Raw genomic sequence first — 18,288 nt, forward strand, 5'->3', positions numbered from 1 at the left:
CGTATTCGGTGTATATATGAGCAAGCAACTGCCAAACTTGATCTACATAGTGAAGCCCGAAGAGGTTCCGCAATCATCCAACGCTGCTGAAACGTATCCGAATTTTACGATTCCGGGAGTTACTCCCACCGTTGATACACAGCCCCACATCAGGCCGGCACCAAGCGATATAGCACTAAGTTCGACGGCTGCACTCGCGGCACGTGCAGCACTAACAACTGTAGCCCCGGTCGGTTTACCAGTTTCACTACTTGTCGCCGTAGCCACATATAGCCCGGCAATTATGCAGCTCTTCACCAAAAACAAAGAAGAGCTACCAAAAGAAATCGAAAGTCAGCTTGAAAAGGTGGGGGATGAGGATGTTCAGGCCTTTATGCGCGAGCATGCGTACTCTTTGCAAATGACTGAGCAAGATGATCTGATGTTTCCCCCGGGACATCCTCAGATTGGGAAGGTCTATCAGCGCCACCCTCTTGCCAAAGTTAAGAGCGCAAACAAGGAGCGCGTGTTCATACCGGCAGAACAGTATGACAAACTGCTTCTTGAAGAACGAGAAGCAGAACTTCTCAGGCTGTTGGTGCATCTAGGTGCGACGAGCATATCCATAGCAAAGAGACGGCGGGTGACGAAGTCGTCAAAGTTTGAGGTAAACGTGTCGGGGTCGGCTCCCATCGCCAGTGCAGATATCGCGGCTACACAAGCGTCCAAGACAGCAATGGATGATGCCGATACCCGTGTGTTCGAACTGGTGGGCAAGGGTTGGCGATCAGGAGAAACGCTCGACAGGTCGCTTTTCGCATGGGCGGCATTCGAACCGTCGTGGGATGCATTGATCGTTGCGAGGGAAATTGGTGGCTGCACGCAAGCCGAACTGGAAGTCCGAGAAACGTCCATCTTCTCGTCGGACCGAAACCTGACTTCAGCAGTCGCAGCAAAGCTCTATAAGGCAAATGCCGGAGGTGGAATTGCGAGTGAGAAAGAGGAAGAAAGCGTCTATATCGTCAAAACTCAGTTTGCCGCTCCGTTGTCAGCAAAAAACGTTTGATTAATTGCGAAGTTAAGGACTTCACTTCCCTCATGTGATGCCTTACTGACAAAATTTATGGCAGCCTAGAGTGATTAGGCCGCACTCGAGAGAGGCAATCCCCTCAGCAACTCGTCATCGAGTTCGTCCACAGTTAAAGGATATTGCAAGAGCAAATGTTCCAGCTGGTCGCGCTCAATCAATTGGACACGATTGGCCTCGGCCTGGGAGTGCGCGCCAGTATTGAAGCGCCGGTTCGTTACGCACACGCGTCTGAAGCGCGTTCCAGAGTAAGTGTTCTGGTACCGCGCAGCGCCGGCTGCCACTTCCTTCACCGCGTCCCAACCAACCTCAACGTTCGCGGATGACTTGCACTGGAGTAACTCACCGTCCTTTCCCCGCAGCGCAATCACATCAATGCCACCGTCACCGCCCCTCTTAGCCGTCACTGACGCGACATATCCACGCTTCTCCCACAACAGTCTGCAGAAGTACTCAAAGCTGCCACCGTCGAGACGGTCGATGTCCTCGAGCGTGAGATACCTAGGCTGAGTTGAGGCGGATGCAGGCAAGTCTCCCAACAGTTCCGACATGCGTACATCTTCGACGTTGCCGTTCAGCATGGCTTCCATCGACGAACTGTTCATGGTGGTTCCCGCGAGTTTTCCCTTGCGCTTCAGCATTTCGTCAAGGCGTACCTCAAACGTCGGAAAGTCCGCAACGACAGTTGGGCAGTAGACAAACACGTCCCTTTCTTGACCGATGCGGTACGCCCGGTCCGTGGCTTGGTTTTCCTTTGCTGCGTTCCACGCGCGGGTGTAGTGGAAAACATGATTCGCCGCCGTCACATTAAGGCCGGCACCAGCGGCTAAGGTTGAGAGAATAATGACGTTGAATCCATCAATACCAGAGAAACGGTCAATGAAGGCTTGGCGGCCCTGCGTATCGCCGTTCACCACTGACGGTTTAAGGCCAAAGCGCTGATGGATGAAATAGGCAAGCGCCGCCTGTACTTCGCGCAATTCGGTGAAGATGATAGCTTTCTCCGAGCGGCACTTAACTTGCCGAAGTTGTTCTAGCAGCCACCGCATCTTCGGCGAATTCTCAAGATGCGCATCAAGACCGCGCTTGTCCGGGGCAAACCGGCTTCCCGGTAGACAATAGGGCTCAGCGCAAACAGCCTTCATCAGATGCAGGGCGCCGAACGAAAGTCTCGCGCGCTGCCGGGCATCCTGCTCCGCTGCGGCGTCCAGAAGCTTTTTGAGACCGCCCTTGTACAAAACCAGCTGGTAGCCCGAAATCGCAACCTCCAAGCGCTCACCGTCCGGTGGATTGATGCTGAGCGAAGCCACTGCTTCCGTCAGTCCTTGAAGGACGAAGTACTTCTTCTTAAGTTCGTCCGCAATGTCTTCCTTGGTTCGACGCAAGGTTTGCGGAGCGATAAGCAACTTGAGCCGGTTCAGGCTGTCATGATGCTCCTCGGTGTTGCACTCAATCGGCCGGCGGTAGGTCCGGCCAAAATTCTCTAGCGCACCCAGCAGACCGGGTTGCACAAAGTCAAAGAGGCACCACAGGTCAACCAGGGAATTTTCCACCGGCGTACCCGTGCAGGAAATACGGAAATCCGCTTTCAGTTTTTTCGCGGCAAGTGTAACTCGCGTACCAGGCGTCTTGATGCGTTGCGCTTCATCGCAGATGACAAACGCAAATTCCTGGCGGGCAAACGAAAATTCATAACCCGTTAATACCTCGTAGGTCGTAACAATGACTTTGTAGTTCCCGAGCCAGTCTGGTTTGAGCAGGTCGGTAATACCGCGGGTCTGCAGTTGCTCGTCGATGAGGTCTATTGGCTGTTTTTTCTCTCGCAGCTCGTCGCCATGTAACACAAGGTGGGCGGGATAAGCGGGCGTGAAGAATCGCTCAATTTCCTGAGACCAATTTTCTAGCAAGCTTTTCGGCGCGACAACCAGTGACGGCTTCCCGGCAGGATTCTGTTCATAGAACCAGCCAAGCACCGCGAGCAACTGAAGAGTCTTGCCAAGGCCCATGTCGTCTGCGAGCAGCGCTCCTCGACAGTCCGAGGGGCTAAGCGCGACGAGATGCTGAAACCAGGCAATGCCCTGTCGCTGATGCAGCTTCAGCGAAACGGATGGTCGCAGGGACGCCGGCAAGATTGCCTTCGCATCGTCAGGAGGCGTCAGGACAGCCCTTCTCGCCTCCTGATAGTCAATCTCGTTGAAGTTGGTCTTGACGAGTAGGCTTTCCCTCCCCCTGCTTGACTTTGACTCTTTGCCAGCCGTTTCCGCCTTAACCTTTTCACTGGCGGCAATCATCGAACCGAAAGCGTCGGCGAGCTGCCGTGCCTGGACAGTATCTATGGCCGTTGGCAGTTCACGGTCTCGCACCTCGTCCATGCCATCCCTTTCTGCCTGCTGAACCGACTGCTCGAAGTTTCGAACCCATTCGGGAGTGAGCGGAATGAACACTTGACCATCGTGTCCGGACAGTGTGACTGAGACCATTGGAGTGAGCTCGTGGGGTACCCAGCCGCCATCATCATCCGCGTCGGAAGAAGCGCTCTGCATGACCGGTACATACATGGGCTTGGCTACACCGATTCCGTGAATCCGCTCGCTGTACCCAGCCAACGTGTAGACATCCGTAAAATCAATACGCGCTGCGGCTTGGCTCCGCCACAAAAACAAAGCTTGTCGGGCGGTCTCAAGTTGGGAGGTAGATTCAGCATCGACGGTAAGGTCGAACTCGTTCCACGGAAACAGCTCCCGCTCCTCGCGGAGGGCACTCTCCAGGGCAGTCACAAATTCCGCGAGTAACGCCGTATCTTCAAATCTGCAATCAAACGTTCGTGCCGTACCATCAGCGTAGTGTTCCGTCACAACAAGTCCTACGGTGTCGATGCGACCATCAGTCACCCGAGTCCCGACCGAGAAGATGGTAGTAAGCGGACCAGCGGAGGCCCTATCCAGTAAGAAGTCGTCTTCGTCGAGCACGTCCATAGCTCTGTCGCCGAGGAAAGCCCACGGGTTGTGGAGAAACTTCTCAGCTCGTGCGCCAGCAACACGACGTCCTGGCATGTCGCGCTTGATGACTTGGAGAACCTTGCGAACGGGTTCGGACAACACGATTCGGACCCGGCCGCCATCGCTACTTACAAGGTCATAGTGTGGCTGAACGGTTTCAAACTGGTCAAAGGCACGTAGCCATCCGTCGGGCGCACGATCAAACGTGGGTATGACCGTGTGAACACGGCCGAATGGGGTGTCTTCCCTCGCTTGAGGAAGGCGAAGCCTGTCTGGTGTCAAGACGTGGGTCGTCGCCAGGTATTGGGATTTGTACAGAGCGCCCGCAACATCCATTTGGGAGCGAATCTTGCCCCAACCCAGTTCATTGAAATGCTGGGTGCGCTGCTCGGCAGAGCGACGCTGAAACTGTTCGATGGCCTCGACCGCTTTCCAGGTTGCCGCCGGGAGCAGGGCCTCCTCATTGTCGGCAATCAGCACTGCGCCTATCCGTCGAGCCGCACGAATGCTCCGTCCGTCCAGCTCCCAGCTTTCGACGGACAGGTCGAAGGATAAATCCGATAACGTGGCTTGATGATTTAGGACAGGCTGGAACGGTCGTTCAGGTGGCACAACGAAGCTCGCAAGCGACGAGTGATGTTCAGGCATCTCCCTCAGCTTGAAAAACTCTGACCAAGGCAAGAGAAGGCAATCGACGTTAACCGACGCGGCGCCTTCCTGAGCCAGCTGAAGGAGGTAGTGAGCAAGGACAAACTCGTGCCGCTCAACGGCATACACCCTTGTGCGAAGCTCGTCGACTGTCCGGGCCGGCAACGGGAAGGCCAGTTTGAACACGATGCCGCGCTCGGTCCACTCCGGCTGAAAGCTCGGGTGCGCGACATTATTCGACGCGCCGCGTTTGAACAGGTTGAAAAATGCCATATTTACCCCGCGTAATACCACGCCGAACGTGAGTTAGCCCACTTGAAGCCCCACGCCCTCAGTTGTCGGCCAAGCGCCATGTCCTGTTGCGGGTCTTCGACCCATAGTCGCCCGCCAGTGGCTTGGCGCCTATCGTCGATGTAGGCACCAATGTATTGCTCGACCTCGGCCTCGAGCGCCGCCATGGAAAACGGCGCTTGGGCGGCGACTCGGGATGGGGCGGTGGGCGACGCCGACGTTGGCCCCCCCGGCCCCGATCGGGGTGGCGTCTTCTCTGGTCGCGTTTCGACTGAGACGTGGCGGGGCAGTCGCGACTGCTTCGCGTCGTCATCGGGCCGTATGCCAAGCCGGCCTAGCTCGTACGCCGCACTGGACTGCCAGCCCGCGTTATGGATGATTCGGCAACGGGCTCCAGCGCGAAATCCGTAGCGCAAATCTTCGGTGCCGCCGTGATAGGTCGGTGAGTATCTGTCGAACTGGAGCGTTGCAGAGTCGTACACATACGCGGCATTGCCCGTTGTACTGAACTCGACAATGATGTACTCGCCAATCTGCATGATGAACGCATCGATGTTCTTGTTCCCGTATAGCGTCGCGTACGCGCCCACCTCACGTGCGATGAGCTCCCGGATTTCGCGGTTGCTCCGCGCGAGTAAGACGGTTTCACTGCTGAAAATCAGGCGGGTCCACGAAATCTGCTGCATATAGCGGCTCCAGAACGCAAGTCGACCCTCGTCGGCGCTATTGCGGGCCGCCAGCACATCGAAGAAGTCGCGCAGATTACCTTCATTGACCCACTGCAAGACCATTCGCCAGACAGTATCGGGTACGCGATTCCATGCTGTCGCAATGCCTGCCGCCTTTAGTTTTGGATTGCGCCAGACGTCCTTGCCCACGACATAATCCCGCAGCTCATGGTGGACGGGATGCCCGGGAATGCGGCAATATCGTTCGAGAAGCGTTTCGAGGGCTTCATCGCGGAACACGGGCCGAGATTTGATGAGTGCGATCAGTCGAGGTATCTGCGCCACGAAACGTTCGTCCGCATAGCTGACGCTCGACTTCACCGCGCTGAGGACCAATGCATGCCAGAACCAGCTGCTCTCCGGGATGCCGACGCTCTCAACAATCAAATCGAGGGTAGTCCGGTCACCGGCAATGTAACGGTCCGCGAACTCGTCCGCAGCCGTTTCACTGATGAGCGCGGGGTGCCGTCGCAAAGCGGCAAGCCACTCGGGGACCGTCGCCTTACCGCTGGCGTTGTCGATGTACGGCCAAGTCGTAACAAGTAACTGTCTCAGCGACAACCACCCGTTATGCTCATTCTCCTGCGCGGAAAGCGGGTCGTACGAGAAATACGAAACTAGCAGCCCGAACCAGGTCAAACGCCACAACGTGCCGGCGGCCGCCTCGTCCTGGTAGTACCCGAGAAGTGCGGCCAGTCTGTCGCTGCCTATGGGCCTCGTTCCCCGGCGCTCGGCAACCGGCTGATTTAGAGCGCTTGCAAGAGTGTCTCTCTGCGATTCGTCGAGTTCTTGTCCGCGCAGGAAGGCGAGTGCAGACGCGTATGCGTCGTGCGCAGAAGGACGTGCACTTGCGTATTCTTGAAAAGCCCGCCGTGCCTGGTCACTCGCCTTTTCCACCAGTGCCGGCTGTCCCAGTCCCGTATAGTCGGAACGGAAAGCGGCAAGCTTCCTGTCAAGCGCCGTCTTCAGTCGGGCGAGCGCGTCGGTACCTAGCTGCATTGCCCGAACTCATTTGAGATGGGTGCGAGCGGTACGGAGGGCTGCTCATCGAGCGCCCAGAAGTCGACCTTCAGTTCGACCCGGCGGCTCGCTTCCTTGGACTCCTTTGTGGAATTAAATGAGTATCCGCCGACAAGGAAGAGGTCACGGATCTGGGCTTTTTGTGCAATGCTCAATGGTATTTCGTCCTGACTTGGTAGAGCGAAAAGCGCGCAAACTACGCGTCGGCTGCGATCAAGGCTCAGCCCCAAGTTGTATAGATAGCTGCCATCCTGGTCGGTAAACCCTTCCACGACGATGCGACGAATCCATTTCCTGCCAATATCTGTCTGTTGCGCCTTCAGAAGAACCGGTACGTAGTTGCGTAGGAATGTCGCCCCGCTGGTTGAGATGTCTGACCTTCCACTATCGAACCGGACGATGTCGCCGAGGTCGATTCGATAAGTGGTTTCGTTTACCTTTACCTCTGGAAACCGCCGCGACACTTCCTTGATTTGGGCCATTAGTTCGCGGATATCCGTTTCGCGCTGTACCTTCCGCTGCTCAACGGACGAAACGCTCCGCGTGACGGTGATAAGTGTGGCGGCCATGACGACCAGGAACAGGGTCATCAGTGCGGACATCAAGTCTGAAAAAGAAATCCAGAAAGGACTTTCGCCATCGGACCTGCCGGGGCGTTTGATTACGATTCGTGGAAACATGGACTCACGCCGCGCGCTTCATGCGCTGAAGGGCAATACCGAGCTCCTGGACGACGCCGGTCAGCTGCTGGACTCCGTGACCGAGATGACGGTCCGTCTCTCCGATGGTCTGACGCAGCTGGTTCGTCATAGCGTTGCCAAACTGCTCGAACGACTCGGTAAGTGTCTCATTGACGCCGTTCAAATATTCGGTGGCCTGCCGTTCCGCCTCGCGGAGCGTTTGCACAATCCGCTCAAGGTCCGTGAGCATGGATTGGGTCAGCCCAGCCTCTTTTCCAGCAGACTCGACGAGCCCCTTCAGGATGCCAACATATTCCTGGACGGTCTCACGGGTACGGTCATACTGCTGGAATGCCTGAGTGACCGTTGCGGACGCCGACTGGAGCACTGAAGTGGCGCGCTGCAAGTCGCTCGCAACGGCCGCTGATTTTTCGAACACGTTAGCAACAGAAGCGCCCGCGGTTTCAAACCGGTTCGCCGCCGAACTCATGGTTGCCGCACCGTTGTTCATTCCATCGATTGCCCGGATACTGACAGTCTGAAGCGCGTCGATATTGGCTTGCGTCCGCGCAGACAGGCCAGTAACCGCTTCGATCATCACTTTCAGTTGTGCGGATAGGTTGGCAACCACTTCTTCGGTGTGGAGAGCAAGCGCCTCGTTCCGAGCCTGTTCCTGAGTGGCGGCCGCGTCCCGTGTTGCCTGTAACTGGGCCACAGAAGCGGATATTTCCTCCAGAACGCGGCCGACTACATCGCTCATCGTCTGGCTGTTGGCCTCCTGCTGTTTCGCGGCATCGACGCCCAGATCGACCGCAAACTGGCGCATCTGCGCAGCCATCATTTCCTGGTGGCCCGAGAGGCCGGTGATGATTTCCTCGGTTCGGCGGCCCAGCGACTCATTGCGCTGCTGTTCCTGCAGCGCTGACCGACTCCTGCTGTCCGCGAGGCTCTGGAGCGTCTCGTTGACACGCTCCATCACCTGACCAACGGTGTCGTCCATCACTCGCCTGGACTTGCTGTGCTCGTCGGCAACCAGTTGTCGGAACTCATTTACGAAGTCCCGCATTTGCGCGGTCATCAGCTCCTGGTTTGCGGATGCGTTTGTAAGGGCCTCCTCAAGCCTTCTAGTGACCTGAGTCGACGCGTGCTCGTTGGTTCTGGAGATGTCGCCCAGCAACTGTTGCATGGAATTCTGAACCGCCTGCATGGCGCCCAGTGACCGCTCAATCTGTTCGCTCGCTCCGCGCATCTGACCGCCAAAGGTGTCTTCGAGCTTGGCCATAAATCCCGCCAGCATCGATTCGAGCATGCTGCTGACAGCCTCCCCGTTTCCACGGCTGGTCTGCTCCATCGCATCGGTCATCCGCTGGAGCGGCGCAGCGAGCGTCCTGTTAATGGTCTCTCCGATGTGTTCCCCGAGCATCGTGGATGCCTTCGCCTGCGCTTCAATCTGGCGCTCAACCAGATTCGTCATCATGCGGCTCAGATCTTCCACCATCGCATCTTTGAGCTGAGCCGCGTGCGCCTCGCTCTTTTCGGAAGCGTGAACAAGTCGCGCGAGATATTCTTCTCCCGCTCCTGTGTTGTAGAGCGAGTCAATCGCATGATTCAGTTTTTCGACCAGACCATATAGGTAAGCGAGCGTCAAACGGCTCAAAAAGGTGACGGCCATGGCACAGCAAATTGCGACGGCCGAGGCAATGAATGCGTGGGAAACTCCGGCAAGGAGCGGCGTGAGACCGGAAACCGCTTTGGTCGGGTTCGACGGGTCAAACCCACTCAAGCCCTGCAGAAGGCCCGCGAACGTTCCAATAATTCCGAGCCCTGTCAGGATGCCCGGAAGGTGCCGCGCGAAATCATCGAACAGTCGAGCATCTACCAATACATCTCGCGTGAAATAGGTTTCCGCTGGCAGCGTCGCCCGGGTCTCTGGGGTCCCATTGGCTGTGCGGCGCAACGGATGAAGGGTGTCCCGATATTCCAGCCAAAGGTGTTTCAGCGGTGCACGATTAAAGTGTTTGCCGACCTCGTCTGGGTCCGGATGCAGGCCCGCGCTCCTGACTCCGCGAATTACCGCGCGGAGTTGCCACCAAACTTGCGAGCCTTTACACACATACCCCGCAACGAACAGGAGGGTAAGCAGCAAGACGAGGCAAAAAACGGCAAGAGGGAAGCCGGACAGCTCGCGCAGAGCTGGATTGAAGGTCGCCAGAAAACTTGCAAGCCCGTCGGTCATTTGGTACCCGTAGGTTTGATCCGGACGCCTCGCGACGGCACTGATCAGTAGTGCAACGCGCGTACTTGCGCCTTATGCGCAGGCGTCCGGTGTCAGTTCTTTCGATTTCCCATGAGTCACGGGTGGGAATCCTTTTTATCGCCTTTTTTCGCGTATTGTTTCTGCTTGCTCAGCAGTTGTCCCGCGCAATCAACCAAGATTCCGAATTTTTAGAACTGTTGGTAGATTCGGCGGCAATTCGACCGTTTGTAGTGGCCGCGCCGAGCGATTATAAGGTGTTAAACAGGCGATGTGATGCCAGGTTATGTCACAAATGAATACGCTGACATTTGCGCCAGTACGTGCCATGAAGAGGAGACTATAGTCGTCACGGACGTATGCAAATCGCATGTAACCCTCAGTACTCACCCGATTGCAGAAATTCGGTCACGGCTTTCCAGGGTTCTCCTCTTGCGACGACGATTCATCGATCTAATTGTCGAAGTTCGAAGTCCATACCGCATCAAAGAGCGTCGACATGATCTCACCGACAGCCCGACAAGATAGAGAACCGCACGACGCGGTCGAAAGTCGTTGAATGTAGTTGATATGCACGATCGTCGCCCGGCGTCATGCGGCAACAAGAATCAAATCAGCAGCAGGTTGAACTTCCGATGACGCGCTGACGCTGGACAATACGTCGCTCGCTTAGACCGCCGTATCCCATTGGACTCCGGCAGCATCTCGTCGAACCAGGTGACACTAGGACGGACCTCCGTTGCATCGGTCATGTTGGGGCAGCGCGCGGAGTTGGTTACCGTCCAGCTCGTAGGGCGTTCGCGGCAGCAGTGCGTAGGACTCTCGACAAAAAACAAAATCGGCGATTCAATCGATCGTAAAAATCGGGCACGGTGCTGCTCCGCCAGTGTTTTCGCAGGTCGTCGACATTCAGCGTGGCTCCTTTGGCGCACACCACTCTTGAAGCGATAGTGGCGATTGCTCGATGCGCGGCATTCGGCTCGGCCTCCACTACTTACATACCTCGCCATTCCTGGCCATCCCTAGACGAGATCGCGATTGCATGTGTCGGCAATCGCCCGCCGCTCTGCGCTGTAGCGCGCAGACGAGCCAGTCATCGCGTCGCGAACGGTCAGGATTTCGTTTGGTCGGAGTTGCCTGTGACGACCGGAAAAACAACGCGCTTTGCGGCCCAAGACAGTGATCCGTTCCGGTGGAATAACGACGGTCATAACTGATGAATCTGATGAAGGCGGTGTGCTCCAATTTAGGAGTGTTTCATCGGAAGGCCTATTTCTTTGCGTCACTGATATCAAGCTCCTCTCGAAAAAAATAATTGCTATCCTCCGAGGGAGAGATCGAGTTCTCTAACCGAGCGACATAAAAACAAGTTGATTTAGGCAACAATCACGATGGATGGAGCGCCTGATCTGTTGCACGGACAGTAGTTAAAAGAGGCCTGCGATGCAGTATCAATCAGTATGGCAATTGACTCTCGCGCCTGAAAGCTTCAAAGATACCGTGACGGATCTAATGCGCCTCGCATCAACAAAGCGATATTGAGCAAGGCGCCAAGTTTTGGTCGCCGCATTGCTAACGAAATATCACACCAGGAGGCTGACGTGCGGTTGATAACGGACAACGCTGACTTGTTCAAACACGTGACTGCCGAAAAAGCACGCTTATACCGCGCCATTCTCGACGTCTTCGCGACAGCAAAAAGGCAATATCGATTGCAATTGCGGCCGGACGAGATAATGGACGAGGCAGCGTGGCCTGATGAAGTGCCGAGATCCGAAGATCTCAACCTGGCGCTTGCCCAGCTTTCCGAATGGGGAAACCTGCAATCGCAGCCAGACACAGCGCGAGTATCGACGCTAAACGATTTCTACAGGGCCCGCTTCCTCTATCGGTTATCCGCAGGCGGCGAAGCCATCGAAGCCGCGCTTGCAACTTTCAGCCAGAGCCTTCGACGAAAAGCTGAACTCCAGACTGTTGCGCTCGAAGACATCGCTTCACGGTTGAGCGCCCTTCTGATTCTGCTCAACGATAGCCATGACGAACTGGACGTGCCAAAGGTTCATGAGATATTGCGTGACCTCGTGCAGGTGTTCGAGAAGCTTGCCGACAATGCACAGGCGTTCATGGCGGGTGTCGCGCGAAGCATGGAACTGCACCAAGCGGAAGCGAATGTCGTGGCCAACTACAAGCGTCGACTCATCGACTATCTGGAACGCTTCCTCGGCGATTTAGTTCACCGCTCGGATGCAATCGCAGCGATGCTTCAGCAGATCGCTCCCCGTATCAACTCCGCCTTGCAGCAGGTAGCAGAACGAGAGGCACGAGACGCCGCGCCTGCGGATGAGCTTGAAGCCGCGGAAGAACGCACACGTCGTTGGCGAGAATGGCTTGACCGATGGAAAGGGCTGCGTGGATGGTTTTTGGCGAGTGGTCAAGTACCGCCGCAAGCAGATCTCCTTCGATCGAGAGCTCGCGCAGCCATCCCGCAATTGCTCGGCGCAATCGCTGCGATCAACGATCGTCGAAGCGGCCGCAGCGACCGTTCTGCCGATTTCCGCACGCTCGCCGGCTGGTTTGCCGCGTGCGAAAGCAACGAGGCAGCACATCGTCTCGCACGTGCGGCATTTGCACTCAACCCCGCACGACACTATTCGATTAATCCGATCGCAACCGAAGATGTGCCGGCAAGCACATCATGGGCTGATGCACCACCGCTTGAAATCACCCCTCGTTTGCGCGAGTACGGGGAAATGGCGCCGCGCGGCCCGTTGCCGAAAGTACGAGATCGAAGCGCCGAACGAGCATTGCTATCAGTGCAATTCGCCGAAGAATCGCGCCAGGTTGAGACCGCTCGACAACGGCTTGCGACGGGCCGGCAAAAGCGGCTCTCCGACCTTGGCGAACTTAACACTACAGAGTTCAGCCTCTTTCTCAATCTTTTGGGCGAGGCTTTGAGCGAGCAGGCCGATCCGGACACTTCAGTCGAGCGGCACACGGGAGACGGACTTTTGCTGATTCGTCTTGAGCCGCTCGAACGAGGCTCATTTGCGCGAATTCATACGCCGGCTGGCACTTTCAGCGGGCGAGATCACCTGATCACCATTACGGAGGTTGACGGCTGATGAACCGTGAAACTCGCAGGCCGCATCGCTCCCAGACGGCAAGCAGCCAGCATATCGGCGAAATGCAAGCCCGTCAGCAACGCGAAGATTTCCAGAGTGCTTTGCGAGCCTTGCTGATGCGGCCGCTCCTCGCGCCTGGGGATCCGGGTTTCACAGCGGTGCGTCGACAGGCCGACAAGCTCCGTGAGTGGTTTACTCGTGAGACCGGATGGGGATTGGTCGTCGAGCGCGACGGCGCCCGGCTGTATAAGCGACCTGCGGACACACAAGATGCGACACGCGGTTTGCCAGACTTCGATCGTCGGCGCTATGTGTTGTTATGTCTCGCATGTGCGGTGCTTGAACGCGCGAATTTGCAGACCACGTTGCGCGAACTTGGCGAGAAGCTAATGGAATTCTCGTTAGAGTTTGACCTTGCTCAACGCGGCTTTTCGTTCACGTTGACGAGCGCTTCCGAGCGACGCGAACTGGTGACGGTTTGTAAACTACTGCTCGACCTGGGCGTTTTGACACGAGTAGCCGGCGACGAAGACGACTTCATTCATTCCCAGTCCCCCGATGGCGATGCGCTTTACGATGTTCAGCGCAGAGCGCTATCGGGCATGCTTGCGGCGGTACGTGGCCCGTCCACCTGGACGCGCGAGGAAGCGCCAGTCAGCTCGCAAGAGCGCCTGAATGCGTTGGTCTCCGAGCACGTACCCGACACGGAAGAGGGACACCGTACCGCCATACGCCACGCGCTGGCGAGGCGCCTCCTCGACGACCCGGTTGTCTACATGAAATCGCTCGATCCCGAGTCGTTGAGTTACTTCACATATCAACGCGGCGCGATGGCAGTGAGATTATGCGAAGCGACCGGACTCGTCGCCGAACAGCGAGCCGAAGGCCTTGCATTGACGGACGACGGAACATTGACGGATATAGCGATGCCGGCCGAGGGCACGGAAGCGCATGTCACGCTATTGGTTGCCGAGTACCTTGCGACACGCGCAAAACACGAACCCGGCTCCGGCGAAACAACATCAGCAGCCGTTGTCGCATTCATCCGCGACGCGAGCGTCCACCATGGCCACTACTGGCGCAAGTCTGCCCGTGAACCTGGTGCCGAGGACGTTCTGGCTGCCACAGCGCTCACCAGGCTGGAAAACCTTCGACTGATCGAGCGCAGCGGCGATCAAGTATTACCCTTGCCAGCCATCTGTCGTTTCGCAATCGGCGACGCGCAGATTCAGTCGAACGTGCGCGAAGCTGGTCCCTCAAACAATACGTTGCTTTAGCATCATGAGTGAACACGATAATTTTCCCGCACCGATTGCGAACGGCGTTCAGACTCTTCCTGAACCGTCTCTGGAACGCTGGCAGCCCTTGCGTGTGGGTGTGCTGGAACTGTTCCATTACGACAGTGAGGAGTTCTGGTTCCACGACGGCCACCTTCTGCTTCGCGGCAACAACGGCACGGGCAAGTCTAAAGTTTTGTCACTTACCCTTCCATTCCTGTTCGATGCGAACTTGCGGCCCAATAGGGTCGAGCCCGACGGAGACAGCGGGAAGAGGATGGCATGGAATCTTCTTGTGGGCAGTTACAAACGGCGCATCGGATACACGTGGATCGAGTTTGGCCGCAGGGATCGGGAAGGCCAAATGCACTATCTCACGCTCGGCGCAGGCCTATCGGCTGTGGAAGGCAAGCCAAGTGTAGACGCATGGTTTTTCATGCTTGCCGGCGGATTGACCGGAGGCTCTCGCATCGGCAGAGATTTCTGGTTGACTAACCAGCAAGGCACCGTACTCACTCGTGATCGGCTACGCGAGACGATCGATGGGCACGGCAAGTTATACGATAACGCTGCCTTGTATCGTCATGCCGTCGACGAGCGATTGTTCAATCTGGGCGAAAAGCGGTACGACGCACTGATGGATACGCTCATTCAGCTGCGGCAACCTCAGCTTTCACGCAAGCCCGACGAGGCCGGGCTCTCACATGCATTAACAGAAGCACTTCCACCGATGCCGCAAGCGCTCTTGACCGACGTAGCAGAGGCGCTCAATCAACTGGAAGAAGACCGACAACAACTGGACAACATCAAAGAGTTGCATGGCGCCGTGCAGCACTTCAATCGTCGATACGAGCGCTATGCACGTATCCAGAGCCGTCGGCAAGCCCGGGAATTGAGACAGGCGCAGACTGAATTCGACAACGCGAGCCAGTCGCGAAACGCTGCGCATGACCACCTTGAAGCCGCGCAAGCGGCGGAGATAAATGCAGTCGAGAAACTCGAGGCGGGTCAGTTGCTAAAAGGGGCCGCACGCGCACGGCTTGAGACCTTGCAATCGAATCCAACCATGCAAGATGCCAACCGGTTGGAGAACGCAGAAAAGGATCTCGAGCGTCGTAACGCCGATGTGACGAAAGAAGAGGAAGCAAGCTCACGGGCGAGCCAGCTACGGGACACCGAGGCGAGACGAACAAACGAATACGTTGAAGAAGTGCGTTCGAAAGGGGCGTTTCTCATCAGGGCGCGCGGCAGCTACCTGACCTATGCGGAGACAGCTCGGCTCGCGCGCGAAGTCATGGGCAACATCCTGTTGACGACCGATCCCGCTCACGTCGCGTCTATCAATGATCGAGAATTCGACCAGGCTGCGGTCGGTCTTCGAAACGCCACAAGCGGGCGGCGCGATGCAATCAAAACCTTGAAAGATCGCATTCGCGATGTGGAAAAGGCACAAGTCCGGTTACGTGAGGTGCAACGAAGCGTTGAAGAAGCCAAGTTCGATGTACAGGAGGCGACCGAACGTCGGGCCGATGCCGATATGGAGGCGGAACGCACCGGGCAGACACTCGTAGATGCTTGGGTCGCTTACAGTGCAAGCCTACAGCAACTGGAATTCGATTCGGACCAGCACATTGCCACCTTGGCCGACTGGGTTGCCAAACCCGACGGCGAGAACCCTGCCAGAAAAGCGCTGCAAGGCGCTTACCAGCATCGCCAGACGCAATTGGCATCGGCGGAGGCCGATCTGGCGAGAGAACGCCAGATGCTCAGGGCTCGAGTCGAGGAACTTGAGAACGAACGCGCAGAGTTGAACGCTGGACGTGACCCGGCGCCTCCCGCGCCACATACGCGCTCCGAGCAAATGCGAACGGCACGCTCCGGAGCGCCTTTTTGGCGCGTGGTCGATTTCAAGGACAAGCTGGACGACGCACAACGGGCCGGCCTGGAGGCCGCGCTCGAAGCGTCGGGATTGCTCGATGCATGGGTAGAGCCTGACGGACAAGTCTCTCTGGCGGATGGAAAGCCGTGGCTTGACAGCCACTGGAGCACGCGGCCCGTTACGCCTGCCGAAAATTTGGCTGACTGGCTGCAATCAGATTGTGGCCCTGAGACGCCTGTGTCTGCCGAAACAGTAGAAAGGCTTCTGCGCGGCGTCGCATGCGGGCAAGACGACGATGCGGCCTGCGAGGCGTGGGTTTCCCCATCAGGTCTATTCCGGCTAGGTCCTCTTAGCGGAGACTGGAGCAAACCACAGGCACTTTACATCGGACAGTCAGCGCGCGCCAAAGCTCGTGACCTACGCCTGGAAGCGATTCGAGCGGAGATCGCCCAGCTCGAATCTATGCTCGCGCGCGTGATGCTTGATCTCGACAATCTTCTGGTACAACGGTCACGCGCAGCGCTCGAATTGTCGAGTGCCCCGGCAGATACCGAATTGCTTGCCGCAATGCAGAGCGTGGCGGTGGCGATGCGCGATTTCATGTCGGCAAGGGCACGCCTGGATCGGGTGGAGGCGCAGTGCCGCGAGGCAGAGGATCATTATCGCGCCGCAAGCGACAGACTGGCTCGAGATGCAGAGGATTCCCGCTTGCCAACTAATGAAGTAGAGCTCGCGAAAGTTGAAGAGGCTCTGGTGTACTGCATGGACTCACAAAATGACATGCTCAGCCTCATAAGAGAATGCCGGAGACTCCAGATGGATCTCGAGCGCCAGCGAGCTCATATGCTGGAATTGGATGACCGATATCAGGAAAGCCTCGAAAAACTGGCATCGGTCCGGCAAGAAGCTGAAGAGCTGCGCACGCGGTTCGAGACGTTAAAGGAGACTATTGGCGTCGTGGTGGCGAGCCTACGCGCCAAGCTAGCTGAAGCACGAAATGCCGTGGACGAAAGCGAGCAGGCGGAAAGGACACTAAGCGATCAGCGCCGCGTGGCTGGCGAACATCGTGCAGCCGCTGTGCAGAAGCTGGAAGACGCGCAAGCGACGCTCGATACTCGCGCGCAAGCGCGTGCGGATGCGATCGCACAATTGCAGCGATTCGCCTCGAGCAACTTGCTGCTATCGGCGCTGCCTGAACTCGAAATTCCCGAGCTGGCGAATGAATGGACGATCGACCCAGCGCTCACGCTGGCACGCAGGGTTGAGCAGTCCCTTAGCGATATCAAGGACGACGACCACACGTGGAACGAAGTTCAGAAGCAGGTCAACGAAGTCTTCATGGACTTGCAGCGGTCGTTGACTGCATTAGGCCATCAGGTCGTTGCCGAAACAAGCGACTGGGGGCTCGTCGTTCATGTCACTTATCACCGAAGGCAGGAAAGGCCGGGACAGCTGGCCGCCAGCCTGGCAGACGAGATTTCCCAGCGCAGCGAGCTGTTATCCGCGCATGAACGATCTGTACTCGAAAATCATCTGCAGGCGGAGATTGCATCCGAGATACAACACATGCTTCGCGCTGCGGAGCAGCAGGTTGTCGCTGTCAACAAGGAACTTGAAAAGCGTCCAACGTCGACAGGGGTGCGTTATCGATTGCTATGGCAGCCGCTCACTGAGGCCGAGGGCGCCCCAATTGGCCTCGAGCTTGCCCGCAAACGTCTTCTCAATACCAGCTCGGATCTTTGGACAAGCGAGGATCGACAGGTCGTCGGCAACATGTTGCAGCTTCAGATCAAGTCTGAACGTGACCGTGCGGACTCGGGCGATATCCTCGGCGGTACCGATACCGGCGTGAGCCTCTTCGATCAACTTTCCCGCGCGCTCGACTACCGCCGCTGGCATCGCTTCCGTGTCGAACGATATCAGGGTGGTCAGTGGAGGAAGCTGAGTGGCCCGGCTTCGAGCGGGGAACGTGCACTAGGATTGACGGTACCATTGTTCGCAGCAATTGCCAGTTTTTATAGCCGAAGCGGCAATCCACATGCGCCGCGATTGATGTTGCTCGATGAGGCATTTGCTGGAATCGATAACCTGGCCCGCGCTCATTGCATGGGACTTATTCGAGAATTCGACCTTGATTTCGTCATTACCAGTGAACGGGAATGGGCATGTTATGCGGAGCTGCCAGGCGTCGCGATCTGCCAGTTGCAACGCCGCGAAGGCGTCGACGCAGTTCATGTTTCAAGGTGGATCTGGGACGGCAAGTCGCGTCGGTCGGCGCCGGATCCGGAACGACATCTATCACCGTCTTAAATCGCGAGCCCTGT

8 protein-coding genes are annotated in these 18,288 nt (G+C 57.1%); 4 read left to right on the forward strand and 4 right to left on the reverse strand.

The features are described from left to right. Window positions 1-16 precede the first annotated feature (16 nt). Entirely contained in the window at window positions 17-1,045 is a 1,029-nt protein-coding gene (locus tag KZJ38_RS01085; protein ID WP_219798400.1) for a hypothetical protein, read from the forward strand. Window positions 1,046-1,119: 74 nt separating this feature from the next. Here KZJ38_RS01085 and KZJ38_RS01090 read toward each other — a convergent pair whose 3' ends face one another. The 4 genes from KZJ38_RS01090 to zorA are packed head-to-tail and all read right to left on the reverse strand — an operon-like array spanning window position 1,120 to window position 9,668. Next, window positions 1,120-4,986 carry an SNF2-related protein gene (locus KZJ38_RS01090; protein ID WP_219798401.1) on the reverse strand — a complete coding sequence of 1,289 codons (3,867 nt, stop codon included), beginning with the start codon at window positions 4,984-4,986 and terminating at the stop codon, window positions 1,120-1,122. Between the two features lie 2 nt (window positions 4,987-4,988). After that, window positions 4,989-6,731, reverse strand: a complete 1,743-nt coding sequence (locus tag KZJ38_RS01095) for an EH signature domain-containing protein (RefSeq protein ID WP_219798402.1) — start codon at window positions 6,729-6,731, stop codon at window positions 4,989-4,991. Beyond that, entirely contained in the window at window positions 6,722-7,432 is a 711-nt protein-coding gene (locus KZJ38_RS01100) for an OmpA family protein (RefSeq protein ID WP_219798403.1), read from the reverse strand. The genes KZJ38_RS01095 and KZJ38_RS01100 overlap by 10 nt, the downstream gene beginning before the upstream one ends. Window positions 7,433-7,436: 4 nt before the next feature. Then, the gene (gene zorA, locus KZJ38_RS01105; RefSeq protein WP_219798404.1) at window positions 7,437-9,668 is read right to left on the reverse strand and encodes an anti-phage ZorAB system protein ZorA; all 2,232 of its coding nucleotides are present in this window, start codon (window positions 9,666-9,668) and stop codon (window positions 7,437-7,439) included. A 1,646-nt stretch (window positions 9,669-11,314) separates the two neighbouring features. Here zorA and KZJ38_RS01110 point away from each other — a divergent pair. The 3 genes from KZJ38_RS01110 to KZJ38_RS01120 are packed head-to-tail and all read left to right on the forward strand — an operon-like array spanning window position 11,315 to window position 18,274. Beyond that, window positions 11,315-12,808 (forward strand): TIGR02677 family protein, encoded by a 1,494-nt coding sequence (locus KZJ38_RS01110; RefSeq protein ID WP_246641598.1) that lies wholly within the window; start codon window positions 11,315-11,317, stop codon window positions 12,806-12,808. Continuing rightward, complete coding sequence (locus KZJ38_RS01115; RefSeq protein WP_219798405.1) at window positions 12,808-14,085, forward strand: TIGR02678 family protein; 1,278 nt, start codon at window positions 12,808-12,810, stop codon at window positions 14,083-14,085. Before KZJ38_RS01110 ends, KZJ38_RS01115 begins: the two co-directional genes overlap by 1 nt. Before the next feature lie 4 nt (window positions 14,086-14,089). Then, window positions 14,090-18,274, forward strand: coding sequence for a TIGR02680 family protein (locus tag KZJ38_RS01120; protein WP_219798406.1), 4,185 nt, complete (start codon window positions 14,090-14,092; stop codon window positions 18,272-18,274). Window positions 18,275-18,288 lie beyond the last annotated feature (14 nt).

It is taken from the genome of Paraburkholderia edwinii (assembly GCF_019428685.1).
In the GTDB taxonomy this organism is placed as follows: domain Bacteria; phylum Pseudomonadota; class Gammaproteobacteria; order Burkholderiales; family Burkholderiaceae; genus Paraburkholderia; species Paraburkholderia edwinii.

Coding starts and splice junctions, on each gene's coding strand:
- KZJ38_RS01085 (WP_219798400.1), top strand. CDS start 17: ATGAGCAAGCAACTGCCAAACTTGATCTACATAGTGAAGCCCGAAGAG.
- KZJ38_RS01090 (WP_219798401.1), bottom strand. CDS start 4,986: ATGGCATTTTTCAACCTGTTCAAACGCGGCGCGTCGAATAATGTCGCG.
- KZJ38_RS01095 (WP_219798402.1), bottom strand. CDS start 6,731: ATGCAGCTAGGTACCGACGCGCTCGCCCGACTGAAGACGGCGCTTGAC.
- KZJ38_RS01100 (WP_219798403.1), bottom strand. CDS start 7,432: ATGTTTCCACGAATCGTAATCAAACGCCCCGGCAGGTCCGATGGCGAA.
- zorA (WP_219798404.1), bottom strand. CDS start 9,668: ATGACCGACGGGCTTGCAAGTTTTCTGGCGACCTTCAATCCAGCTCTG.
- KZJ38_RS01115 (WP_219798405.1), top strand. CDS start 12,808: ATGAACCGTGAAACTCGCAGGCCGCATCGCTCCCAGACGGCAAGCAGC.
- KZJ38_RS01120 (WP_219798406.1), top strand. CDS start 14,090: ATGAGTGAACACGATAATTTTCCCGCACCGATTGCGAACGGCGTTCAG.